Here is a 23615-nt window from a genome sequence, read left to right as displayed (position 1 = left end):
CCGCTAATCGGCCTCGGCGTCGGGCGTGCGCCAGGCGAGGTGCTGGCCGCCGTCGACCGCGATCATCTGGCCGGTGACGCTCGCCGCATGGGCGAGGAAAAGCACCGCCTGCGCGATCTCCTCCGGTAGCGGGCCGCGCCCGAGCAGCACGGAGGAGGTCTGGCGCAGGAAGTCCTCACGGCTCTGGCGCTCATTGGCCAGCGTCGGCCCCGGCCCGACGGCGTTGACCCTGATCCGTGGGGCGAGCGACTGGGCGAGCATCTTCGTCGCCGCCCACAGCGCGTTCTTGGTCAGGCTGTAGGACAGGCAGGCGGGCGTGGGTTTCAGCACCCGCTGGTCGATCAGGTTGACGACGGCGCCGGTGCCGCCCTCGGGCACCTGCGCGGCGAAGGCCTCGGTGAGGAACACCGGCGCGCGCAGATTGACCGCGAACTGCCGGTCCCACAGCCCGAGCTCCAGCGAGCCGACGGCGTCGGGATGGAACTCCGAGGCGTTGTTGACCAGCAGCGAGAGCGGGCCGAGCGCGGCGACGGCCTGCGGGATCACCTGCCGGACCTCCTCGGCATGGGCGAGCTCGGCCGCGACCACCGCAGCGCGGGCGCCGGCGGCCTCGAGCGCGGCGCGCGCCGCGTCGGCTTCCGGGCCGGGACGGCGGACATGGACGGCGACGTCATAGCCCTCCGCCGCCAGACGCAGCGCGATGGCGCGGCCGATGCGCACCGCGCCGCCGGTGACGAGCGCGACGGGCCGGGAAGGGGAGGGAGCGGCGGTTTTGTCCATGGCGCTTTCATGCGCTGCAAATGAAATACCGTCCATGGGGGCGTTTTCGGGCGGTGCGCGGGCGTTAACCGACCGTTCACCAACAAATCGCTGATCGTCGTGCGCTTTCAAGCAGGCGGTAAGTAAATATTCCAGAAGCGGATTCAAATACCAGTGATGTTTACGCAAAATAAATAATAAACGCTTCGTTAATCATAATATATTCTTTCGCGATCATCTAAGATTCTGCTCATGGATTTATCTGAATCTCAGCTTACTTCACGCCGCAAGGGCGCCGTCGCGCGCCGCTGCGACCTGGACGAGATTTAGGAGACGAAAATGCAAAAGAACATGCTTGCAGGGCTCGGACTGGTCGCCCTGCTGGGCACGCCGGCCGCCGCGGCCGACCTGTCCTATCCGCCGCCGGTCGCCGCCTATGCGCCGGCCCCGGTCTTCACCTGGACCGGCTTCTATATCGGCGCCAATGCCGGCTATGGCTTTGGCGAGGCCGATTTCTCCGGCGACATCGACGGCTTCATCGGCGGCCTGCAGGCCGGCTATAACTGGCAGGGCGCCGGCAGCCCGCTGGTGCTCGGCGTCGAGACCGACTTCCAGTATGCCGACGTGTCGAGCTCGGTGTTCAGCCTCGACTATTTCGGCACGGTGCGCGCCCGCGTGGGCTACGCCTTCGACCAGTTCCTGGTCTACGGCACCGGCGGCTTCGCCTATGGCGCCGGCAGCTACGAGCTGCTCGGCCTTACGAATGACCGCAACCATTTCGGCTGGACCGTCGGCGCCGGCGCCGAATATGCGCTCGGCAACAATTGGAGCGTGAAGGGCGAGTACCTCTATCTCGACATGGGCGAGGAGACCTACGCGACCTTCACCGGCCCGCGCGATGTCGGCCTGACCAGCAACGTCATCCGCGCCGGCGTGAACTACCGCTTCTGAGCCGGCGGGCGGCCTTTGCCGCCATATTCGGCCTAACCTGAATTGGCGGCCGCGGTCTTCCGGAATGGAGACCGCGGCCGCTGGTGTTTGGAGGGCCCTTTTGCCGTGAGGGGCTCGATTATGTGCTATTTTCGCAACTGTGCAGATTGATCTTTCAGCGATCATGGCAAAATTGTTGCGCATGACACGCTTTTGTGATTGGCGATTTTACCTCCCGAAATCGAGCGCTCGCGCGGCTTTGCGCGCCATCTGGCGGGCTTTGCGTCATCCGCGCGTCTCCCGCGGCGACCGATTCCGCCGCATTCCGGCCCTCGACATGCCCAGCTGGGCCTCTACTTCACCCCCCGAACTGAATTGCGTTCCTGTGTTTGGGAGAGTGAACCCCATGAAGAAGATCATCAGCTCGGGCGTGGCCGCCATCGCCCTTCTCGCTGCGGCGCCGGCCTTCGCCGCGGACATGGCGCAGCCTTACCCGGTCAAGGCACCGCCGGCCGTCATCGCCGAGCCGGTGTTCAGCTGGACCGGCTTCTACCTCGGTGCCAACGCCGGCTATGCCTGGGGTTCGGGCCAGGAAGGCGCCGAGACCCTCGGCCTCGATCCGGACGGCTTCCTCGGCGGCGGCCAGATCGGCTTCAACTACCAGTTCGACAACAATGTCGTGCTGGGCGCCGAAGCCGACTTCCAGGGCTCCGACATCAAGGACGAGCGCCTCGGCTTCGAGTCCAAGATGGACTATTTCGGCACTGTGCGCGCCCGCCTCGGCTACGCCTTCGGCAACGTGCTGCCCTACGTGACCGGCGGTCTGGCCTGGGGCCACACCGAGGTCAACGACAAGCTGCTCGGCCTCACCTCGGACAAGACCGCGGTGGGCTGGACGGTCGGCGGCGGCGTCGAGTACGCCTTCACCAACAACTGGACCGTCAAGGCCGAGTACCTCTACATGGATCTCGGCGACGACTACTACGCCAGCATCGGCGACAAGAGCGGCCTGACCGCCAACGTCGTGCGCGCGGGCATCAACTACAAGTTCTGACGATCAGCCTGACGGACGCCCGAGCGTTTCCGCCTGAACGAAGGCCCCGGACCAAGTCCGGGGCCTTTTTTCTTGTCGCGGCGGCGGGTGTTTCGGTCAGCCTTTCGGGCGCGTTGCCTCGAAAGCAGGCACGCGTGCGGCGAACGCGTCCAGCCAGGCGACGAGGGCGGGGTGGTCGGCGCGCCAGTTTCCGGCGAAGCGCATGTCGAGATAGCCGAGCGCGCAGGCCAGCGCGATCTCGCCGACATCGGCCGCGGCGGTGACCTCGGCGCGCGGCGGCGGTGCCGCCTCGAACACGGCGAGCGAGCGCGTCACCTTGCCGGCCTGATGGTCGAGCCAGCTGTCACTGCGGATCTCGGCGGGACGGAAACGGGCCTCGTAGACCTGCAGCAGGGCGGCGTCCATCAGCCCGTCGGCCAGCGCCTGCATGGTCAGCGCGGCGAAGCGCGGCTCGCCGCTCGCGGGCACGATGACCCCGCCGCCGGCCGTCATGTCGAGATATTCGAGGATGACGCGGGAATCGTAGAGCGGCCCGCCCTCGTCCCGCAGCAGCACCGGAATCTTGCCCAAGGGGTTCTGCTGGCGCAGCGAATCGGCGGGATTGGTGGTGTCGGCCTGCTCGACGTCGAGATGGATGCCGCACAGCACGGCACCGATCTTCACCTTGCGGCCGAAGGGCGAGGGGGCGGAGGAGCGAAGCTTCATCGGGCACGACGCCTGTTCCGGGCGGGGACGCCCCGGCGTGACATGCGCGCGACGGCCCGGCCCGCCGCGGCGGGACGCCGCAGCTTCGGCGCTGACTTATCAGTCGGCCAGCTGGAGGTCGATGGCCTTCGGCCCCTTGCCGCGCTTGTCGGGCTCGACCTCGAAGCTCACGCGCTGCCCTTCCGCCAGCGTGCCGAGCCCCGAGCGCGTGACCGCCGAAACATGCACGAACACGTCGCGTCCGCCGTCGTCCGGACGAATGAAGCCGTAACCCTTCTCGGTGTTGAAGAACTTGACGGTACCCATGGTCGCCATGCGCCTGCTCCTTACCCTCGGACGGTTTCCCGTCCGCCGGTGCCTTCGACTGGGCAGGGTAAAGCAAGACCGATGCCGGATGATGACGAGCGGGGGCAGGGCTCCGGCGTCAGCGCTCCGGCGTGAGCCAGCCGACCCGCGCGCGGCCGGTTCCATCGGTGGCGAGCACCGGGGCGAGGGCGCCAAGCAGAGCGCGCAGCTCCTCGGCGAGGGTGAAGGGCGGATTGACGATGATCATGCCGCAGCCGGTCATCGTATCGGCCTGCCGGACCGCCCGCAGGTCGAACTGGACGCTCAGCGTCTTGGGGATGCCGGCGCGCTCGATCTCGCGGCGGAACGCGTCGACGGCGCGCACATCCTTGATCGGGTACCACAGCGCGTAGATGCCGGTGGACCAGCGCCTGTGCGCCTCGATGAGCCCCTGGGCGAGGCGGTGGAACTCGCCGGGCTCCTCGAAGGGCGGATCGACCAGCACCAGCCCGCGCCGCTCCTTGGGTGGCAGATAGGCATGCAGCGCCTGCCACGCATCGGTCACCAGCACCTTGGCGCGGGCGTCGCGGCCGACCGACTCAGCGAGCGCGTCGCGCACGCCGGCCACCGTCTCGCAGAACAGCAGCCGGTCCTGCGGGCGGGTCAGCGCCTGCGCGATCAGCGGCGAGCCGGGATAATGGCGCAGATCGGCCGCGAGCGTGGCATCCTCCGCCGGCGGGTTGACCGCGCGGACCGCCTCCAGCCACGGCGCCAGCAGGGCGGCGATGTCGGGCGCGAAGGAGTGGCGCAGTACGGCGCCGATGCCGCCTTCCCACTCGCCGGTGCGGCGGGCCTCGTCGCCCTGGAGGTCGTAGAGGCCGGCGCCGGCATGGGTGTCGATGACGCGGTAGGGCGCGTGCTTGCGGCCGAGATAGGCGAGGATGCGCGCCAGCACGACGTGCTTGACGACATCGGCGAAATTGCCGGCATGGAAGGCGTGGCGGTAGTTCATGCGCCTGTCTCTACGGCGTTATCGCTGGCCTGCGCCTTCGCGCAGCGGCGGCATGACCACACGGGAAGTGCGGCAGGCGCGCCGGTCGACCTCGTCGCAGGAGGTGAAGCCGAGCTGCCGGTTCATGCAGATGCGCACCTCGGTGAGGCGCCGGCGGTCGCAGTCGACCGCTATCATGTCCGGCGCGAGGCCGGGATTGGCGGCGCGGAAGGCGGCCTCCACCTCGCCGGGCGAGACCATGGTGTAGTCGTCGAGGCGGTGGAACGCCTCGGGGATGGTCACGGCCTGATAGGCGCGGCGCACCTTGTCGAAATAGGCGGTGGGGTCGAGCCCGGCGCAGGTGCCGTGCTTGCGCCATTCATGCAGCACGAGGCGCCGGCTCGGCATGAGGTCGAGCATGGAGCGCAGTACCGGCTCGGGCACATAGGGCGCGGGGTTCTGGCAGGATTCCGGCCAGCCGCGCTGATATTGCGGCCACAGCCCGTGCACGACGAAGGCGAAGGGGCGGGCGGTGGCACATTGCGCCGGCTCGGCGCGCGGGCCCATCGCCTCGCAATAGGAGGGCGACCAGGAGAGCGAGAGCACGTAATGGTCGAAGCGGCCGGGCTCGCCCTTCTGCTGGGCGAAGGCGAGCGCGGGCCAGAGCGTCAGCGCGGCGAGGAGGAGCCGCGCCGCCGCGACGAGCTTCACGGGCGGGCCATGCGGCAGTTCGGCGCGTAGGTCCAGGAGCGGTCGAGGCCGTCGACGCACCACTCGACGCCCCAGGAGAAGCCGAGGAAGCCGCCATCCTCGATGATCGAGTACCAGATGGTGTGGCGCTTGTCGTGGACCACCTTGTCGGCGGTGGCGCCGGAGAACTGGCCGGCGCCGAAGAAGCCGGACGTGCCGCCCTCGACCGGGCCCTCGAGGCCGGAGATGTAGACCTCGGCGGCGCAGTAGCGGCGCGGCATGTATTGCTCACCCCAGGGGCGGAAGGCGATCTCGCGCACGCGCTCGAAGCCGGTGATCTTGAGCGAGGAGTTCCAGAAGCGCGATTCGGTGGTGGCGAAGCGGCTCTGGATGCGCGAGAGCGCCGAAGGCGTGTCGCAGGCCGGGACGTTGCCGCTGTAATTAGGGCCGGAGAGCCAGAAGTTCTTCTCGAAGAAATTGGCCGCCTGCGCGCTGCCGAGCGGCGCGACCACGATGGAGGCGGCCAGCATGCCGGCGGCGGCAAGGCCGCTCATCGCCCGCTTGAGGAAGCCCCTAGCACCCTTCGCTTCGGCACGCATCGCACGTCTCCCAAACCCGTTGCGGGCAAGATGCGTCGTCGCTCCGGCCGGGTCAATGACGGCAAGGCCACACCTTTCCGGATTCGGGCACCGTTGGCTTGGGGCCGCACGGGAAGCATGCATCGTCATCCTGAGGTGCGAGCGCAGCGAGCCTCGAAGGATGGTCCTGAAGGTGCACCCGGACGACCATCCTTCGAGGCCCGGCTGACGCCGGGCACCTCAGGATGACGATGCGCTATGCGTGGGCCTTCATGTCCTCAGATCAGCCGGATGACGTAGAGCTTGCGGGTGGTCTCGACCACCTCCCACACGCCCTGGAAGCCGGGGCGGATGACGAAGCTGTCGCCGGCCTTCACCGTCACCGGCGCCTTGCCGTCCTCGTGCAGGATGGAGACGCCTTCGGTGATGGAGCAGAACTCCCACTCCTCATAGTCCACCCGCCAGGCGCCGGGCGAGGATTCCCAGACGCCGGCATAGAGCGCGCCGTCGGGCAGGGTCTCGAAATTCCAGGTGAGATGGCGCGGCGCGCCCGAGACGATGCGCTCGGGCAGCGGCGCGGTCTCTTCCGGTTCGCCGAGGGTCTCGAGATTGAACGGCAGCAGGAAGGACATGGGGCCTCGGCGGGAAGAAGGGAGCCGCCGGGCACGAGAAGGCGCCCGGCGGCGGTGGTACGATCCTAGCTGAAAAATCCCTTGATGGTGGCCCAGATGCTCTTGGGCGGCGCTTCGGCCGCTTCCGCCGCGGGAGAGCCGGCGACGGACGCTTCCACCGGGGCGCTGCCCGGCGCGATCTGCGATTTCGACACCACCTCGGGCGTGATCTCCTTGAACAGAGCGAGCTTGGCCAGCGTCGCCGGCCCGGCATAGCCGTCCGCCTCGAGGCCGTTGGCGGCCTGATACTCCTTTACCGCCTTGGCGGTGCCGGGACCGAACTTGCCGTCCGCGCCGATGCCGAGGGCGGATTGCAGCTTCTTCACCGTCTCGCCGGAGGTGCCGACCTTCAGCAGGATGAGCTCGTAGAGGCCGAGCGCGGCGAAGGTGTCCGGGCCGGCGATGCCGTCGGCCGAGAGGCCGTGCTGCTTCTGGTAGGCCTTCAGCGCTTCCTCGGTCTTCGGGCCGAACCGGCCGTCGGCGGGAACACCCAGCTTCTCCTGAAGGATCTTCACCGGCGCGCCGGCCAGTCCCTTTTTCAAGATCGACATGATGAGCCTCTCAACGCTTGCGCGGGCCGGACGAGGACGCAACGCCTCGCGGGCCGCATGCCCCCGTGCGAGGAGCAGACCACAGCTTGACCGACGGGAAAATGAAGGATCGGCGGCGGGGGCCGCAAACAAGAGCGGCGCGGCCCATCCCGCAGGATGCTCCGCGCCGTCTCAAGCCGCTTCGAGGCGCCCCCCGGCGTCGAAGCGAAAGCGGTCTGACGCTACTCCGCCGGGGCGGCCTGCGGCTCCGGCGTGGCGGTGGCCGGCGCCTCTTCCAGCGCGGCATATTTGGCGCAGGCGAACAGGAAGCCGGCGACCAGCACATAGGCGAAGGACACGGTCGGGGTGACCGCGATGCCTACCGTCTCGCCATGCATGAAGCCGAAGAAGGTGAGCACCGCGCCGGCGAGGGCAAAGGCGGCGGCGTGGACGAACTGCCGCTCGACCACGAACACGCCGATGGCGCCCAGCACGAGGCCGACCAGGATGGCGCCGCCGCCCATCACCTCGATGCCGTGATAGAGCACGCCGACCGCGCCCATCTTCTCGATGCCGATGGCGGCGGCCGAGGTGCCGGCGAGGCCGAGCGAATTGTCGATCAAGAGCTTCGCCCACGCCGCGAGGTGCGGGGTCAGCGCCAGCACCACCGCCGGGGCGTGGCTTGCCGGGGTGGTCTGGAACGCCTGCGCGCCGATCAGCATGCCGATGTAGAGCAGGATCGGCGAGATGGCGACCACCGGGATCAGCGCCAGCAGCAGCGCGATGATGCCGAACCACGAGAGCAGGATGACGATCAGCCCGGTGGCGGCGGAATAGCCGATGCGCCCGCCCATCGATTTCCAGCCGGGGTGGCCGATATAGACGGCGTTGATGAAGGGGTTGCCCATCAGGCAGCCGATCAGGCTGACCACGCCGTCGGCGGTGAGCACCCGCGTGGTCGGGTAGTGGTCGCCCGCGGCTTCCGCGCTCTCCACGTTGTCCATCGCCTCGACCAGATCGTAGATGCCGAAGGGGATGGCGGTGACGAGGATGATGCCGAGATATTTGAAGCCGTGGAAGACGTGGTCGACCGCCGGCAGCGGGATGGAGAAGCCGAAATTCGCCAGCGCGTCGCCGACCTTGGCGACGCTCATGCCGCCATAATTGAGCCCGAACAGGTTCGAGCCCCAGGCGATGACCATGCCGACCGCGATGGCGACGAGGCCGGCGGGGATGCCGCGCGGATATTTCAGCCCGCCGAACCAGCTCACCATGATGATGGCGAAGCAGACGAGGCCGATCACCGGGGTGGAGAAGATCTCGAAGGCCGGGCGCATGGAGATGAAGGCGATGGACACGCCCGCCAGCGTGCCGAGCAGCGCCGCGCGGGGGGTGATCTTGCGGATATAGGGGGCGACGAAGCCGCCGATCATCAGGATGAAGCTCTGGAAGAACACCCAGACGAGGCCGGCCTCCCAGCCCTGGATCGGATCGCCGGTGGCGGCGCCAATCGGCAGCATGATGACGAAGGTGACGACGAACATGTGCGGCACCGAGATGCCCGAGGGCAGGGCGCAGACGTCGTCGCGGCCGGTCTTCTTCGCCAGCTGATAGCCGAGGAAGGCGTAATAGGCGGTGGACAGGAACATCATCAGCCCGACCGCCGGCAGGATGCGGCCGAACACGATTTCCGGCGGCATCTTCAGCACGAACTGCAGGAGGCCGGTGAGCACCAGCATGTTGACGAGGATGTTGGTGCCGAAGCCGAACAGGGCGTTCCAGTCGCCGCGGGTCCACAGCGTCGGGCGCATGCCGACGCGGGAGGGCGAAATCGGGGTCATTTCGGTCGCGGACATGCTCGGTGTTCCTCGAGATGGCGGAAGGGGGTGAGGCGCATGCGCAGGCGTGGAAGGACGCGAAACGGTCAGGCGGCGCTGGCCGCGAGGGCCTTGTTGCCGAGCGCCACCTTCAGCGCCGCGGAATCGGAGACCCAGCCGAAGATCCCGCCCTGGGCCTTCACCATCTCCAGCCCGACGCGGTGGAACTCCGGGAAATAGGAGGCGCAGCAATCGGCCAGCGCCACGCAGCGATAGCCGCGATCATTGCCCTCGCGTATCGTGGTGTGGACGCAGACCTCGGTGGTCACGCCGGCGACCAGCAGCGTGTCGACGCCGCGGTTCTTCAGCATGAGTTCGAGGTCGGTCTGGTAGAAGGCGCCCTTGCCCGGCTTGTCGAGCACCGGCTCGCCGGGGGCGGGGTAGAGCTCGGCGATGATGTCGTGGCCGGGCTCGCCGCGGATGAGGATGCGGCCCATCGGGCCGGCACAACCGATGCGGGCGGTGGGCGCGCCGCGCTCGACCTTGGCGGGCGGGGCGTCGGCCATGTCGGGGCGGTGGCCCTCGCGGGTGTGGATGACGAGCATGCCGGCCGCGCGGGCCGCTTTCAGCGCCGCCTTGCAGGGGCCGACGGCGGCCTGCAGCAGCGAGACATCGTTGCCCAGCGTCTCGCCGAAGCCGCCGGGCTCGAGGAAATCGCGCTGCATGTCGATGATCACCAGCGCCGTGCGGGCCGGATGGAAGGCGAGAGGCGCAGGCTCGGCGGCGAGAAGCGATTCGGTCATTGGCGCTCCGACACGATGAAGGAGCCCGGAGACGGCCGGGCCCGAACGTGCATACAGAGGTGTATGCATCGGGCGTGCCAATGATTATGAGTTAGGCAGTATGGCTCTATCTCATTGAATTGTAACGATTGACGTCCTTCGGCGTGCCCTGCCATTCACGGGACTTCTGCTCACATCTCCGGCATACCGCCTCAATCGGCAACAAACGCCGCAGACGCAGGGGCAGTATCGTCGGTGTTATGGCCGGCGCGTTATTCCCGCCGCCGATGTGAGGGCATCCGCTTCCGCGTTGGCCGCCGCGCTGGCGGCCGCGCCGGATTGGGTGGTGGTGGTCGGGTTGGGCCGACCGGCGACGGCGGCGAGGCCCGTGATCGCCTGCACGAAGGAACATTGCTGGTGATAGGTCATCGCATCGCGCAGGGCGAGCGACAGGGCATATTTGCTCAGCGGGACCGGCGTCCTGTTCGCATCCTGCCGGGCTGTCATGATCATGCCGAGCACCTGCGCCCGGTTGGTTTCGATCTGCTTGGTGATGAGGGTGATGAGCTGGCTCTGCATCACTTCCGAATCCAGCACATTGTTGGTGCCGCCGGCGATGTTGGCGACCAGCGCCGCGATGCTTGGGCCCTGCGCAGCCGTCGAGAAGGCACCGATCGCCGAGGCCACCTGGGCGATCTGGCTCAGCACGGCGCGGCGCGCGGCGACGCGGTAGTAGAGCCCGTCCATGTAGCTCTGGCAGAGCACGTCGGAACGCTGCAACAGGGCGTCCTGGATGAAGTCTCTCTTCGCCGGCGTGTCGATGTCGACGACCTCGCCGAGGTCGAGGACCGGCACATGGGTGGTGGACAGGCCGGACACGGGCTGGACGGCCGGCACGGTGCCGGTAACCGGATCCGCATAGGCGGCGCTGATCGAGTAATCCACCAGCGCCACCGGCCGCATATAGGGGCCGCCGGGCAGGGTCGCCGGATCGCACGCCGCCAGCGGCAGGCCCAGCATTATGAAGCCGATGCCGCGCGCGGCGGCGCTCCAGTACACGCCCATCGCCTCCACCCCCTCTTCCCCGCCGGTATGATGAGGAGGTTCAGCGATGCAATCAATAGATGTGCTAATTAATATTAACTATTTTAGATTGCAGAAGGGATTGATGCGTCGGGTATCTGGACGCGGGGTTCGGGACTGCTGACACATTTTGTCCCGATCGCCTGCTTTCCTGGCCCGCTGCCGTTCTTCTGAGCGCATTTCTTCCTCCCGCATGACCGGGCTTGACCCGAAGTCGGCATTTGCCAACTTCGGTCTTTGAACGAGGAAGTCGGGCAAGCCCGACTTCCTGCCACCCAGTGACCGGGAGCACCCGGTTCCCCTGGGTCCCCCGGTCAAGCCCGGGGATGAGGGCAGGTTTGGATTTCAGCCGCTCAGTCCGGCGGCGAATGGTGCGCAGTCGGGGCTGGGCGCACCTTCCGCCCCTTTTCTCACAGGCCTCGAACGCCCATATTCCGCCCATGGCCAAAGCTTCACGTCCCGGCGGATTCGGAGAGCGCTCCCAGCGCGCCTTCGAGCCCGCGCAAGTTTCCACGCTCGATCCCGCCCTTGCCGAGAAGCTCGGCGTGGCGCCGACCTCGGGTGCCTCCGCCACCGTCGCCGCGCTCTCCGCGCTGATCGAGGGCGGCCGCGCCGAGGTCGACCGGCAGGTCTGGACGCCGCACCGTCCGGCGCGCCCGGAGAAGTCCGAAGGCGGCGTCAAGTTCGTGCTGAAGTCGGACTACACGCCCAATGGCGACCAGCCGAAGGCGATCGACGACCTCGTGGCGGCGGCGAGCGAGGGCGAGCGCGACCAGGTGCTGCTCGGCGTCACCGGCTCGGGCAAGACCTTCACCATGGCCAACGTCATCCAGCGCCTGCAGCGCCCGGCGCTGGTGCTGGCGCCGAACAAGACGCTGGCGGCGCAGCTCTATGGCGAGTTCAAGAGCTTCTTCCCCGACAATGCGGTGGAGTATTTCGTCTCCTATTACGACTACTACCAGCCGGAAGCCTACGTCCCGCGCACCGACACCTTCATCGAGAAGGAATCCTCGATCAACGAGCAGATCGACCGCATGCGCCACTCGGCGACGCGCTCGCTGCTGGAGCGCGACGACGTCATCATCGTCGCCTCGGTGTCCTGCATCTACGGTATCGGCTCGGTCGAGACCTATGCCTCGATGACCTTCAAGATCGAGGTGGGCGAGCGCATCGACCAGCGCGCGCTGCTCGCGGACCTCGTGGCGCTGCAATACAAGCGCACGCAGGGCGATTTCGGCCGCGGCACGTTCCGGGTGAGGGGCGACGTCATCGAGATCTTCCCGGCGCATTACGAGGATCGCGCCTGGCGCGTCTCGCTGTTCGGCGACGAGGTGGAGAGCATCCAGGAATTCGACCCGCTCACCGGGCAGAAGTCGCAGGACCTCAAATTCGTCAAGCTCTACGCCAACTCGCATTATGTGACGCCGCGCCCGACGCTGATCCAGGCCATCGCCGGCATCAAGAACGAATTGCGCCACCGGCTCGACGAGCTGAACGCCATGGGCCGCCTGCTGGAAGCCCAGCGGCTGGAGCAGCGCTGCACCTTCGACCTGGAGATGATGGAGGCGACGGGAAGCTGCGCGGGCATCGAGAACTATTCGCGCTGGCTCACCGGCCGCCTGCCGGGCGAGCCGCCGCCGACCCTGTTCGAGTACGTGCCGGACAACGCGCTGATCTTCGTCGACGAGAGCCATGTGACGGTGCCGCAGATCGGCGCCATGTATCGCGGCGACTTCCGCCGCAAGGCGACGCTGGCGGAATACGGCTTCCGCCTGCCGAGCTGCATGGACAACCGGCCGCTGCGCTTCGAGGAATGGGAGGCGATGCGCCCGCAGACGGTGCATGTCTCCGCCACCCCCGGCAAATGGGAGATGGAGCGCACCGGCGGCGTCTTCGTCGAGCAGGTGATCCGCCCGACCGGCCTCGTCGACCCGGAGGTCGAGGTGCGCCCGGCGCGCACGCAGGTGGACGATCTCTTGGGCGAGGTGCGGCAGACGGCGGCGAAGGGCTACCGCACGCTGGTGACGACGCTCACCAAGCGCATGGCCGAGGATCTGACAGAGTACCTGCACGAGAACGGCATCCGCGTGCGCTACATGCATTCGGACATCGACACGATCGAGCGCATCGAGATCATCCGCGACCTGCGGCTCGGCGCCTTCGACGTGCTGATAGGCATCAACCTGCTGCGCGAGGGCCTCGACATCCCGGAATGCGGGCTGGTCGCCATCCTCGACGCCGACAAGGAAGGCTTCCTGCGCTCGGAGACCTCGCTGGTGCAGACCATCGGCCGCGCCGCGCGCAACGTCGACGGGCGGGTGGTGCTCTATGCCGACAGCATCACCGGCTCGATGGAGCGGGCGATGGCCGAGACCGAGCGCCGCCGCGCCAAGCAGATCGCCTGGAACACCGAGCACGGCATCACCCCGGAGAGCGTGCGCAAGGCGATCGGCGACATCCTGAACAGCGTCTATGAGCGCGACCATGTGACGGTCGATGCCGGCCTCGCCGAGGAGGGCGCCACCTATGGCCACAACCTCGCGGCGGTGATCGCCGACCTCGAGAAGCGCATGCGCACGGCGGCTGCCGATCTCGACTTCGAGCAGGCGGCGCGGCTGCGCGACGAGATCAAGCGGCTGCAGGCGACCGAGCTCGTGCTCTCCGACGACCCGCTGGCGCGGCAGGAGAATGTCGACGACCGCACCGGCGGCTATCGCGGCGAGCGGAAGTATGGCCGCTCGGCCAATTTGCCGGAGAAGAAAGGCGGCGGGCGGCGGTCGTCCCCGGGCCACGTTTCCTCCGGCCATGAGGCGCGGGCCGACGAGGCGCAGGCGCGCTATGACGCGGGCGGCGCCTCGCGGATCGTCAGGCCCTCGCTCGACGACATGGGCCCCGGCACCGACCGCACCGAGCCGCTGCGCGTCGAGGACTGGGTGCGCCCGGAGCGTCCGGACCCGATGACCAAGGGCTACCGCAAGGGCGGGCGGCGCAAGGGGCGGTAAAGCCGGTAAAGCCGGTAAAGCCTCTTCGTGTCTCCGTCATCCCGGCCGAAGGCGCAGCCGCAGAGCCGGGATCGCTCTCCATTCTGGTCACGATCCCGGATCGGCCGTTGGCCGTCCGGGATGACGAGGAATGGAGAGGTATCGTCATGGCCGGGCTTGGCCCGGCCATCCACGCCTTCGGGCAGAAAGACGTGGATCCCCGGCACGAGGCCGGGGATGACGTCGCGTGGGAGTGGATCGCCCCTCCGAGATGACGGGAACCGGGCGGCCCTTCATCCTCATTGACAGCCGCCACGCCGCGGCTTCCCCTTCGGCACGCGGGGCTCGGCATGTGAGTCTCGGGGCAGGGGGAAAGCCATGGGGTTCACGCAGGCCATCTCCAGCGTGCTGGGGAGATACGCGACGTTCCAGGGGCGCGCGCCGCGCTCGGAATATTGGTGGTTCGTGCTGTTCATGGTGCTGGCGAACTGGGTCGCCGGCATCGTCGACACGCTGACCTTCGGCGACTATTCGCTCTGGCGCTATGGCGACGCGCACCTGTTCACGCCGTTCACCTCGCTGGTCGGGCTGGCGCTGCTGATCCCGTCGATCGCCGTCGGCGTACGCCGCTTCCACGACATGGACCGCACCGGCTGGTGGCTGCTGCTGGCCTTCACCGGCATCGGCACGATCATCGTGTTCTTCTGGTTCATGTTCCGCGGCACGCAGGGTCCGAACCGCTTCGGGCCCGATCCGCTGGGCTGAAACGAAAACGGGCGGCTCTCGCCGCCCGTCCGTCATTCCGGATCGATGGTGCCGCTCAGCCCTGCTGGATGGCGCTGAGGAGCCATTCGCCGCCGGGGCTGCGGACGAAGGTCCAGAACTCGACCACCTGTTCCTTGCGGCTGGGGTCGCCCTGGACGATGCGGCCGGTAGCCTTCTCGACGATCACGTCGGTCAACTCGTAGCGCATGGCGACGGTGGCGTATTCGCTGCCGTCCTCGGCCCAGGCTTCCGACAGGTCGCCCTGCAGCAGCTTGACGTCGCCGAGGCGGTTCTCCAGCCCGTCGCGCTCGAGCTGGTCGAGCTCCTCGCGCAGATAGCCGCCCATCTCGGGCGTGGCGAGCCGCAGCAGCGTGTCGCGGTCGGCGCGGCCATAGGCGGTCTGGATCTCCTCCAGCCGGCGCTCGAACGTGTCGAAGTCGGAACCCTGCAGCTGGATCGGTCGGCCGCGCGGGCCGGTGCCGAAGCCGGCGCGGGGAGCCGCGCCTGCGCCGCCCATCGGCGCTCCACCCATCGGTGCCCCACCCATGGGGGCGCCGCCGTTCAGCGCCTCGCGCTGCATCGGATCGGGGCGTGCGCCGCCGGCATAGGAAGGCTGGTTGCGCGAGCGCATCCAGCCCATCACCAGCCGGACCACGATGACGACGAGGGCGATCTGCAAGAGCAGGCCGAGAATGCCGGCGAGGCTGCCGAGGCCGGAGAAGAAGCCCGAGCCGAACAGCAGGCCGAACAGACCGGCGCCGAGCAGGCCGCCCATCAGCCCGCCCATGAAGCCGCCGCGGTTGAAGAAGCCGCCGGGCGCGCGGGCCGCGGTCTGGCCCATCTGGCTCTGCGGCGTGGCGGAACGCTGCATCGACTGGGCGGTGGGCGCCGTCGGGGTGGGGGCTGGGGTGGACCAGGTGCGCGTGCCACGGCTGCCGAAGCTGCCGCCACGGCCGACGCGGGCCTCGGCAAAATCGGCGGCGACGGTGACGCCAGCGGCCAGGAGGAGCGCGCCAAGGGCAAGGCGCAAGGAAAGAGAACGCGGACGCAAGTCGGTGGCCTCTCTACGGTGGAAACGTGACGCGGCGCATGCCGCTACGTCATCCATATGGAGGAGAGGAGGGGCAATTGCCAGCCCGCAGAACCCCATTGCGGCCGGACCGCTCGTCGCAGCTCCGGCGCCGTGGCCCGACGCACCGCTTTGCGCCCGGCCACACATTCGCGTGAAGCGGCGGCCCGCCCGCTGTTACGGGGACCGCCGAGCGGGCTCAGCAGCCGAGGAGCGACTCGATGGCGGCGATGGAGCCTACCGGCGCATTCGCGTTCGGGCTCTTCTTGCCGGTTTCGGCAGGACGGGTGGCGGAAAGAGAGGCGGCCTCGACGAAGGCGGCAGTCCGGGACGGACGAGTCACGGTCGGGGTCTGAACCTCGCTACGGTTCATGACGGGGGGCATTTCGAAGTCCTTCCTGTTACGCATACGCTTCAGTTCGACACATCCGGCCTTGGCCGGTCTTTCATTTTGCCGGACGACAACCTGCGGATGTCGCCTTTGCATGCCCACCTTTATGAGCCAGTAACTCTGAATCATCCCTGAGCACAGCGTTCATGCTGGCGGCGATTTCGTTCACAATCGCGGCGGCGATAGGGCATTTGATGAGAATTACGAAGGCTGTGGCGCGGCCGCCTCACCCAAATGGCCATAGTGGTGTCGGTGTGTGCGGGGCGGGGCATTCGGCCTGCGGCATTGCGGGCGGGGAGAACGCCGCGGCTAGGCTGTCATGGACGGCATGCTAATTGCTAAGTTCGCCTTAGCCTAAAGGAGTATCGCCATGTCCGTTGCCCTCACCATCGCCCTGCCCGATGCCGAGCTCGATGCCGACGGCGAACTCGACCTGTCGCTGCGCGACGACATCCGCATGCTGGGCCGGGTGCTGGGCGACACGCTGCGCGACCAGGAGGGCGAGCCGACCTTCGAACTGGTGGAGCGCATCCGCCGCGTCTCCACCCGCTTCCACCGCGAGGAGGACGAGGGCGCCCGGCACGAGCTGGAGGCGATCCTGAACCAGCTCGACCCCGAGCAGACCGTCACCATCGTCCGGGCTTTCTCCTATTTCTCCCACCTCGCCAACATCGCCGAGGACCAGAACGTCATCCGCCGCATGCGCGCGGCGGCGGCGGCCGGCAATGGCGGTCCGCCCAGCGTGGCCCGGGCGATCGAGAAGGCACGCGCGCATGGCGTCTCGTCCGCCGAGCTGCGCGGCTTCTTTGATACCGCGCTGGCGAGCCCGGTGCTCACCGCCCACCCGACCGAGGTGCGCCGCCGCTCGACGCTGACGCATGAGATGTGCATCGCCGAGCTGCTGGCCGACCGCGCCCGGCTCGACCCGACGCCGGAGGAGCAGGAGCTCGCCGACGACGAGCTGCGCCGCCGCGTGCTGATGCTGTGGCAGACCAACCTGCTGCGCCGGACCAAGCTGACGGTGCTGGACGAGGTGGCGAACGGGCTCGCCTATTACGACTACACCTTCCTGCGCCAGCTGCCGAAGCTCTATGCGGCGGTGGAGGACCGGCTCGCCGCGCTCGACGGCAGCGGCGAGGCTTCCGAACTCGCCTCCTTCCTGCGCATCGGCAGCTGGATCGGCGGCGACCGCGACGGCAACCCCTTCGTCACCGCCGACGTCACCCGCGAGACGCTGCGCATGCAGAGCGCGCAGGCGGTGCGCTTCTATCTGGAGGAGCTCGACGCGCTCGGCGGCGAACTCTCGATCAGCACCATCCGGGTGAAGGTCTCCGGCGAGCTGATGGGGCTGGTCGACGCCTCCTCGGACGGCTCGCCGCACCGGCGCAACGAGCCCTACCGCCTCGCCACCGGCGTCATCACTACGAGGCTGCGCGCCACCGCCTTCCGGCTGGAGATCGCCGACCTGCTCGGCATCACCGAGAAGCCGGCGGCGGCGCCCTATGCCTCCGCCCAGGAATTGCGAGCCGACCTCGACATCATCGACCGCTCGCTGCGCACGCACGGCTCCAGCGCCATCGCGCGGGGCAAGCTGCGGGCGCTGCGTCGGGCGGTCGATTGCTTCGGCTTCCATCTCGCGGTGCTGGATTCCCGCCAGAACTCGGACGTCCACGAGCGCTGCGTCGCCGAGCTGTTCGAGGTCGCCGCCCCCGGCACCGACTACAAGGGCCTGCCGGAGGGCACGCGCGTCGCCCTGCTGCTGCGCGAACTCGCCACCGCGCGCCCGCTCACCTCGCCCTTCGTCGCCTATTCCGACGAGACGGTGGGGGAGATGGCGATGCTGCGCACCTGCGCCCGCATCCACCAGATCTACGGCCCCGAGGCGATCCAGACCTGCATCATCTCCAAGGCCGAGGGCGTCTCGGACATGCTGGAGCTGGCGCTGCTGCTCAAGGAGGTCGGCCTCGTCGATCCCGCCGGTACGGCGGCGGTGAACATCGTGCCGCTGTTCGAGACCATCGAGGACCTGCGCAACGCCGCCAGGGTGATGGAGCAGATGTTCCGCCTGCCGGAATACCGCAAGCTGGTCGACAGCCGCGGCGGCGTGCAGGAGGTGATGCTCGGCTATTCCGACAGCAACAAGGATGGCGGCTTCGTCACCTCCGGCTGGGAGCTCTACAAGGCCGAGATCGAGCTGATCGAGGTGTTCAAGCGCCACGGCGTGCGGCTGCGGCTGTTCCACGGCCGCGGCGGCTCGGTCGGCCGCGGCGGCGGGCCGAGCTACGATGCCATCCTCGCCCAGCCGGGCGGGGCGGTGCAGGGGCAGATCCGCATCACCGAGCAGGGCGAGATCATCTCGTCCAAGTACTCCAACCCGGCGGTCGGGCGCGGCAACCTCGAAATCCTCGCCGCCGCGACCATGGAGGCGACGCTGCTCTCCGGCGACGCCAAGGCGCCGCGCGAGGAATATCTGTCGGTGATGGAGAAGATCTCCGACGCGGCGTTCAAGGCCTATCGGGCGCTGGTCTACGAGACCCCGCGCTTCGAGGATTATTTCTGGGAATCCACCGTCATCAACGAGATCGCGACGCTGAACATCGGCTCGCGCCCGGCCTCGCGCAAGAAGACGCGGCGGGTGGAGGACCTGCGCGCGATCCCGTGGGTGTTCTCCTGGGCGCAGTGCCGGCTGATGCTGCCGGGCTGGTACGGCTTCGGTACGGCGGTGGGCGAATGGCTGAAGGCCAATCCCGACGGCCTGCCGCTCTTGCAGGAGATGTACCGCGAGTGGCCGTTCTTCCGCACACAGCTCTCCAACATGGACATGGTGCTGTCGAAGAGCTCCATCGCCATCGCCTCGCGCTATGCCGAGCTGGTGGAGGACGTGGAGCTGCGCGAGAGCATCTTCGGGCGCATCCGCGCCGAGCATCAGGCGGCGATCGACGCGCTGCTGTCGATTGCGCAGCAGCCGAAGCTGCTGGGTTCGAACCCGCTGCTCGACCGCTCCATCCGCGCGCGCTTCCCCTATATCGACCCGCTGAACCATGTGCAGGTCGGCCTGCTGCGCGCCTATCGCGGCAACGACACCGACGAGAAGGTGCTGCAGGGGATACAGCTGACGATCAACGGCATCTCGGCAGGACTGCGCAACTCGGGGTAAGAAGGGGCGAACCTCCGGGGAGCGTCACATGGCCTTCGTCTGCACTTCGCCCGCCGTCCCCACGCTGCTGGCGGACGACGAGCGCGTCCGCATCACGCGCTGGGATTTCGAGCCCGGCGCGACCACCGGCTGGCATGAGCACGCGATGGACTACGCCATCGTCTTCGTGACCGACGGTTTCATGCAGATCGACGTCGACGGCGTGGTCACCGAGGTTCGCATGCGGGCCGGCGAGGCCTATTCGCGCCCGGCCGGCATCCGCCACGACGTGAAGAATGCCGGCGAGGCGAAGATGAGCTTCGTCGAGGTGGAGATGAAGTGAGGGGCGGCTGCGCTAGGCCGTCCGCACGTCCGGCGGCACCCTTGCCATCAGCATCGCCGCCTTGATCAGCGCCGCATTGTCCTCGGTCTGCGAACCGTTCGGCATGTGCTTGCCGTCCTCCAGCCCGATGCGGCTGTCGAGGCCGCGCAGCAGCGCGTCGCGGTAGAGCGGCCACATGGTGGCGTCGAGGCCGTGCTGGAGCACCGGCACGTCGAGGCTGGCGCGGGCGAGCACCTTGCGGATCGCCGCGGCGACCTCCAGCCCCTCCGCCTCGTCCTGCTCGTTGATCTCGATGAGGATGCGCAGCGCCTGGCGCGCCTGCGGCAGCTTCACGAAGCGCTCGGCATCGGCCGCCGACCACAGGCCCGCCTCGACGCCGATGCCGCGCGAGAGGGCGAGCGCGATCATCTCCGGCGCGTCCTCCTCGATGAGGTTCACCGAGACGTAGTCCGGCAGCACGGTCCATGCCTTCACCGCCTCCAGCCGGCCGGCGCCGCCCGGCGCGATGCCGGCATGGGTCGACAGGCCGATGGGCGTGCCCGGCACGCGGGCGCGGATCGCCTCCAGCGCGCTCGCGACATGGACCGGGTCGAGCGTCTCGGCGCCCGCCTCGTCGCGCGGATGCAGATGCAGCTCGGTGGCGCCGGCGGCCAGCACCGCAGCGGCGTCGGCCGCAAGCTCGGCCGGGTTGAGCGGCGTGGCAGCATGGAAATCCCGGCTCCGCGAGCCGTTGAGGCAGGCCTGCAGCATTTCGCCCTCCACTCCTTCAGGTGCCGGGTTCAACCCGCGAGGAAGCCTTTCCGTTTCAGCCGCTGCACCGCGCGTTCCAGCGCCTGAAGAAATTCCGAGCGGTCGCGGGCGGAGAAGGGGCGGGGGCCGCGGGTGATCTCGCCGGCCTCGCGCAGATCCTGCATCAGGTTGCGGGTGGCAAGCTGCATGCCGATGGAGGAGGCGGTGAAGGGCTTTCCGGTCGGCCCGATGGCCTCCGCGCCCTTGGCCACCGCGCGCGCGGCGAGCGGGACGTCGGCGGTGATGACGAGGTCGCCTTCCTCCACCCGCTCGGCGATCCAGTCATCGGCGACGTCGAGGCCCGGCGGCACGATCACCCGCTCCACCTCGGCGTCGCGCGGGACGGCGATGTAGCTGTTGGCGACGAGGAACACCTTGATGCGGTGGCGGGCGGCGACGCGGTAGGTCTCGTCCTTTACCGGGCAGGCATCGGCGTCGATATAGATGACGATCGGTTTCGGCAAAGTATTACCGGTTGTCGTAGGGGTAGTCGCCAAGAAAGAAGGGCTGCCTTGCGGGCAGCCCTTCCCATGTCAGACCGCGGTCCGGCCCGGTAACCGCCTAGAGAGGCGGCGCGTAGTGTCGCATCACGCGGCACGGACCTCGCAAGAGGCAAGTGTCCAGGTCACGGATACCGACGACCGCAGATCAAGACGATCAGACACTGGATCACCTCCTTTCGATTGTTGACGACGATTGAAGCTTAACCCGATTCGTCGAAACGTCACGCTTTCGTTGCGGGCAGGCGGTCGAATTCACTGTTCACTTCGCGTTACGGCGAGCAATCTTTGTTGCACGGCAGCAGGATGGAGGCAGGGATGCGGCGCAGTCTCGGATTCGGTTTTTCCTGGGCGCTCGCGCTCACGCTGCTGGCGACGCCGCTCGGTGAAGCGGCCTTTGCGCAGCAGGCGGCCGACACGCAGGCGCCGGAAGCGCCGAGCCAAGTCGCGGCAGCGCAGAAATCCGCCACCGGCAAGCACTGGATGGTGACGGCGGCCAACCCGCTGGCGGCGCAGGCCGGCGCGGCGGCGCTGAGGGCGGGCGGCAATGCCATCGACGCCATGGTGGCGACGCAGCTCATGCTCGGGCTGGTCGAGCCGCAATCCTCCGGCCTCGGCGGCGGCGCCTTCCTCGTCTTCTGGGACGCGCAGGCGAAGACGCTGACCACCTTCGATGCGCGCGAAACCGCGCCCCGCGCGGCCACCCCGACGCTGTTCCAGGACGAGAAGGGCCAGCCGCTCGCCTTCATGGACGCGGTGGTCGGCGGGCGCTCGGTCGGCACGCCCGGCACGCCGCGACTACTGGAGACCGTGCACCGGCGCTACGGCAAAATCGCCTGGGCGCAGCTCTTCCGTCCGGCCATCCGCCGCGCCGAGGGCGGCTTCGAGGTGTCGCCGCGCCTCGCCTCGCTGATCGCTGAAGACGTCGGCACGCTGACGCGCAACGCGGCGGCGCGGGCCTATTTCCTCGACGCCGATGGCGCGGCGCTCAAAGCCGGTACGTTGCTGAAGAACCCGGCCTATGCGGCGACGCTGCGCCGTCTGGCGCAATATGGCGCCGACGCCTTCTATGGCGGCGAGCTCGCCGCCGACATCGTGCGCACGGTGCGTGAGGCGCAGAACCCCGGCGTGCTGTCGCTCGGCGACCTGCGCGAATACCGGGTGAAGGAGCGCGCGCCGGTCTGCAGCGCCTATCGCAGGCTCGACATTTGCGGCATGGGGCCGCCAAGCTCGGGCGCGCTGACGCTCGGCCAGATCCTCGGCCTCGTCGAGCCCTACGACCTCAAGGGCCTCGGCCCGGCCAGCCCGGAATCGTGGCGGCTGATCGCCGACGCCTCGCGCCTCGCCTTCGCCGACCGCGAGCGCTACATGGCCGATTCCGACTATGTGCCGATGCCGACCAAGGGGCTGCTGGCGAAGGATTATCTCGGCCAGCGCGCCAAGCTGCTCGCCGGCGACGATGCGCTCCCGGGGGTCGCGGCCGGCAACCCGAGCTGGGACCACGCCATGGCCGAGCCGCGCGCCGACGGGGCGGCGCTCGACGTGCCCTCGACGACGCAGATCACCATCGTCGACGGCGAGGGCAATGTCGTCTCCATGACTTCGACCATCGAGGCCGGCTTCGGCTCGCGGCTGATGGTCGGCGGCTTCCTGCTCAACAACGAATTGACCGACTTCTCCTTCCGCTCGCAGCGCGACGGCGTGCCCATCGCCAACCGGGTGGAGCCGGGCAAGCGCCCGCGCTCGTCCATGGCGCCGACCATCGTCATGAAGGACGGCAAGCCGGTGCTGGCGCTCGGCTCGCCGGGCGGCAGCCAGATCATCGGCTATGTCGCGAAGACGCTGATCGCCCATCTCGACTGGGGCATGCCACTCGATGAGGCGATCGCCGCTCCGAACGTGCTGGCGCGGTTCAGCGCGGTCGAGATCGAGGCGGGGACGAAGGCCGAGGAGCTGGCGCCGGGCCTGAAGGGGCTCGGCTTCGAGGTGAAGATCATGCCGATGACCTCCGGCGTGCAGGCGGTGTCGATCGGGCCGGAGGGGCTGACGGGAGCCGCCGACCCGCGCCGCGAGGGCGTGGCGATCGGGGAGTAGGGGCGAGGCGTACGCCGTCATCCCGGCCGAAGTACCACTTTTCCGCCCTCATGGCCGGGCTTGACCCGGCCATCCAGGGGACCGGGTGCATGCGGAAAGTCTGGGTCCCCGGGTCAAGCCCGGGGATGAGGGCGGAGTTGGGGGGCGCTCCATAGAATGCACGCGATCCCGGATCGGCCTTCCGGCCGTCCGGGATGACGTATGAGAGGCCTAATGGCTGATCATCCACGGCCGCGCCGAGGGGAAACTCTTCGCTCCGCTCGCGGCCGTCGCGGTCTTGGATTTCTTGGTGCGGCTCTTCATGCCGGAGCAGCAGGAGCAGCCGGAGGCGTGCTTCTTCGCCGCGTATTCGCCGGTGCTCATCGGCGCGTGGCTAGCGCGCTCATTGGTGGCATGGGCGGCAAGGCTCTCGCGCGACATGCCGGAGAAATGCGGCGCGGTGAGCAGCACGCGCGGGGCGGAGGCGCCGCAATCCGGGCAGGGCTGCGGGTCCTGGTACTCGCTCATCGGCCGCATGGCGGTGAAGTCGCCGCAGCTCTCGCACTGATATTCGTAGACGGGCATGACCCGTACCTCTTGCCGTTTCCTCGGAGTGTAGGAGCGGGGCGGTGCAAAAGCACCGCCAAAGTCTAGTGGAGAGGCGGGGCGGCGCAAGCGCCGCCCCGCGGCACC

The 23615-nt window shown here is 68.4% G+C and carries 23 protein-coding genes; 7 read left to right on the top strand and 16 right to left on the bottom strand.

What is annotated here, in order from left to right; all coding sequences use genetic code 11:
- Positions 1-3: 3 nt before the first annotated feature.
- Positions 4-780, bottom strand: a complete 777-nt coding sequence (locus SNOV_RS12215) for an SDR family oxidoreductase (RefSeq protein ID WP_013167247.1) — start codon at positions 778-780, stop codon at positions 4-6.
- A 318-nt stretch (positions 781-1098) separates the two neighbouring features.
- Here SNOV_RS12215 and SNOV_RS12210 point away from each other — a divergent pair, with 318 nt between their 5' ends.
- Both SNOV_RS12210 and SNOV_RS12205 read left to right on the top strand, forming a co-directional pair.
- Positions 1099-1710: an outer membrane protein gene (locus tag SNOV_RS12210; RefSeq protein WP_013167246.1), complete on the top strand. Its 612-nt coding sequence runs from the start codon at positions 1099-1101 to the stop codon at positions 1708-1710.
- 385 nt (positions 1711-2095) lie between these two features.
- Positions 2096-2743, top strand: a complete 648-nt coding sequence (locus tag SNOV_RS12205) for an outer membrane protein (protein ID WP_013167245.1) — start codon at positions 2096-2098, stop codon at positions 2741-2743.
- Between the two features lie 96 nt (positions 2744-2839).
- On the opposite strand, the gene SNOV_RS12200 is transcribed toward SNOV_RS12205, so the two are convergent.
- The 10 genes from SNOV_RS12200 to SNOV_RS12155 all read right to left on the bottom strand — a co-directional run bounded on the left by SNOV_RS12200 (position 2840) and on the right by SNOV_RS12155 (position 10857).
- Positions 2840-3448, bottom strand: a complete 609-nt coding sequence (locus SNOV_RS12200; protein ID WP_013167244.1) for a glutathione S-transferase family protein — start codon at positions 3446-3448, stop codon at positions 2840-2842.
- A 99-nt stretch (positions 3449-3547) separates the two neighbouring features.
- A complete protein-coding gene (locus SNOV_RS12195; protein ID WP_013167243.1) occupies positions 3548-3763 on the bottom strand; it encodes a cold-shock protein in 216 nt (71 codons plus the stop codon).
- Positions 3764-3872: 109 nt separating this feature from the next.
- Positions 3873-4745 (bottom strand): 23S rRNA (adenine(2030)-N(6))-methyltransferase RlmJ, encoded by an 873-nt coding sequence (locus SNOV_RS12190; protein ID WP_013167242.1) that lies wholly within the window; start codon positions 4743-4745, stop codon positions 3873-3875.
- 18 nt (positions 4746-4763) lie between these two features.
- Positions 4764-5435 (bottom strand): ribonuclease T2 family protein, encoded by a 672-nt coding sequence (locus SNOV_RS12185; RefSeq protein ID WP_013167241.1) that lies wholly within the window; start codon positions 5433-5435, stop codon positions 4764-4766.
- On the bottom strand, positions 5432-6013 hold the full coding sequence (locus SNOV_RS12180) for a hypothetical protein (protein WP_013167240.1): 582 nt from the start codon (positions 6011-6013) through the stop codon (positions 5432-5434). Before SNOV_RS12180 ends, SNOV_RS12185 begins: the two co-directional genes overlap by 4 nt.
- A gap of 257 nt (positions 6014-6270) precedes the next feature.
- Positions 6271-6624, bottom strand: coding sequence for a cupin domain-containing protein (locus SNOV_RS12175; RefSeq protein ID WP_013167239.1), 354 nt, complete (start codon positions 6622-6624; stop codon positions 6271-6273).
- A 65-nt stretch (positions 6625-6689) separates the two neighbouring features.
- Positions 6690-7214, bottom strand: coding sequence for a peptidoglycan-binding domain-containing protein (locus SNOV_RS24250; protein WP_013167238.1), 525 nt, complete (start codon positions 7212-7214; stop codon positions 6690-6692).
- A gap of 221 nt (positions 7215-7435) precedes the next feature.
- Complete coding sequence (locus SNOV_RS12165) at positions 7436-9049, bottom strand: hypothetical protein (protein ID WP_013167237.1); 1614 nt, start codon at positions 9047-9049, stop codon at positions 7436-7438.
- Between the two features lie 68 nt (positions 9050-9117).
- The gene (locus SNOV_RS12160; RefSeq protein WP_013167236.1) at positions 9118-9813 is read right to left on the bottom strand and encodes a cysteine hydrolase family protein; all 696 of its coding nucleotides are present in this window, start codon (positions 9811-9813) and stop codon (positions 9118-9120) included.
- A gap of 237 nt (positions 9814-10050) precedes the next feature.
- Positions 10051-10857: a hypothetical protein gene (locus SNOV_RS12155; RefSeq protein ID WP_013167235.1), complete on the bottom strand. Its 807-nt coding sequence runs from the start codon at positions 10855-10857 to the stop codon at positions 10051-10053.
- 458 nt (positions 10858-11315) lie between these two features.
- Here SNOV_RS12155 and uvrB point away from each other — a divergent pair, with 458 nt between their 5' ends.
- Together uvrB and SNOV_RS12145 are read left to right on the top strand one after the other, a co-directional pair.
- Positions 11316-13877 (top strand): excinuclease ABC subunit UvrB, encoded by a 2562-nt coding sequence (gene uvrB / locus SNOV_RS12150; RefSeq protein ID WP_013167234.1) that lies wholly within the window; start codon positions 11316-11318, stop codon positions 13875-13877.
- A gap of 357 nt (positions 13878-14234) precedes the next feature.
- Positions 14235-14621 carry a DUF805 domain-containing protein gene (locus SNOV_RS12145; protein WP_013167233.1) on the top strand — a complete coding sequence of 129 codons (387 nt, stop codon included), beginning with the start codon at positions 14235-14237 and terminating at the stop codon, positions 14619-14621.
- Positions 14622-14676: 55 nt separating this feature from the next.
- On the opposite strand, the gene SNOV_RS12140 is transcribed toward SNOV_RS12145, so the two are convergent.
- Both SNOV_RS12140 and SNOV_RS24105 read right to left on the bottom strand, forming a co-directional pair.
- Positions 14677-15651 carry a TIM44-like domain-containing protein gene (locus SNOV_RS12140; RefSeq protein ID WP_244412747.1) on the bottom strand — a complete coding sequence of 325 codons (975 nt, stop codon included), beginning with the start codon at positions 15649-15651 and terminating at the stop codon, positions 14677-14679.
- 238 nt (positions 15652-15889) lie between these two features.
- On the bottom strand, positions 15890-16210 hold the full coding sequence (locus SNOV_RS24105; protein WP_244412745.1) for a hypothetical protein: 321 nt from the start codon (positions 16208-16210) through the stop codon (positions 15890-15892).
- A 241-nt stretch (positions 16211-16451) separates the two neighbouring features.
- On the opposite strand from SNOV_RS24105, the gene ppc reads away from it, so the two are divergent.
- Together ppc and SNOV_RS12125 are read left to right on the top strand one after the other, a co-directional pair.
- Positions 16452-19238, top strand: a complete 2787-nt coding sequence (gene ppc / locus SNOV_RS12130) for a phosphoenolpyruvate carboxylase (protein WP_013167230.1) — start codon at positions 16452-16454, stop codon at positions 19236-19238.
- 28 nt (positions 19239-19266) lie between these two features.
- The gene (locus tag SNOV_RS12125; RefSeq protein WP_013167229.1) at positions 19267-19560 is read left to right on the top strand and encodes a cupin domain-containing protein; all 294 of its coding nucleotides are present in this window, start codon (positions 19267-19269) and stop codon (positions 19558-19560) included.
- A 12-nt stretch (positions 19561-19572) separates the two neighbouring features.
- Here the strand turns inward: SNOV_RS12125 and SNOV_RS12120 are convergent, their stop codons facing one another.
- Both SNOV_RS12120 and SNOV_RS12115 read right to left on the bottom strand, forming a co-directional pair.
- Positions 19573-20310 (bottom strand): 3-keto-5-aminohexanoate cleavage protein, encoded by a 738-nt coding sequence (locus SNOV_RS12120; protein ID WP_013167228.1) that lies wholly within the window; start codon positions 20308-20310, stop codon positions 19573-19575.
- A gap of 29 nt (positions 20311-20339) precedes the next feature.
- Positions 20340-20813 (bottom strand): YaiI/YqxD family protein, encoded by a 474-nt coding sequence (locus SNOV_RS12115; protein ID WP_013167227.1) that lies wholly within the window; start codon positions 20811-20813, stop codon positions 20340-20342.
- A 354-nt stretch (positions 20814-21167) separates the two neighbouring features.
- Between SNOV_RS12115 and ggt the strand changes: the two genes are divergently transcribed.
- Positions 21168-22943 carry a gamma-glutamyltransferase gene (gene ggt, locus SNOV_RS12110; protein WP_013167226.1) on the top strand — a complete coding sequence of 592 codons (1776 nt, stop codon included), beginning with the start codon at positions 21168-21170 and terminating at the stop codon, positions 22941-22943.
- A gap of 210 nt (positions 22944-23153) precedes the next feature.
- Here the strand turns inward: ggt and SNOV_RS12105 are convergent, their stop codons facing one another.
- Positions 23154-23507, bottom strand: coding sequence for an FmdB family zinc ribbon protein (locus tag SNOV_RS12105; RefSeq protein ID WP_013167225.1), 354 nt, complete (start codon positions 23505-23507; stop codon positions 23154-23156).
- Between the last annotated feature and the right edge of the window lie 108 nt (positions 23508-23615).

The organism is Ancylobacter novellus DSM 506, from assembly GCF_000092925.1.
In the GTDB taxonomy this organism is placed as follows: Bacteria; Pseudomonadota; Alphaproteobacteria; order Rhizobiales; family Xanthobacteraceae; genus Ancylobacter; species Ancylobacter novellus.
The sequence above is the reverse complement of the archived record's forward strand: the minus strand, read 5'-3'. Positions and strand labels throughout refer to the sequence as shown.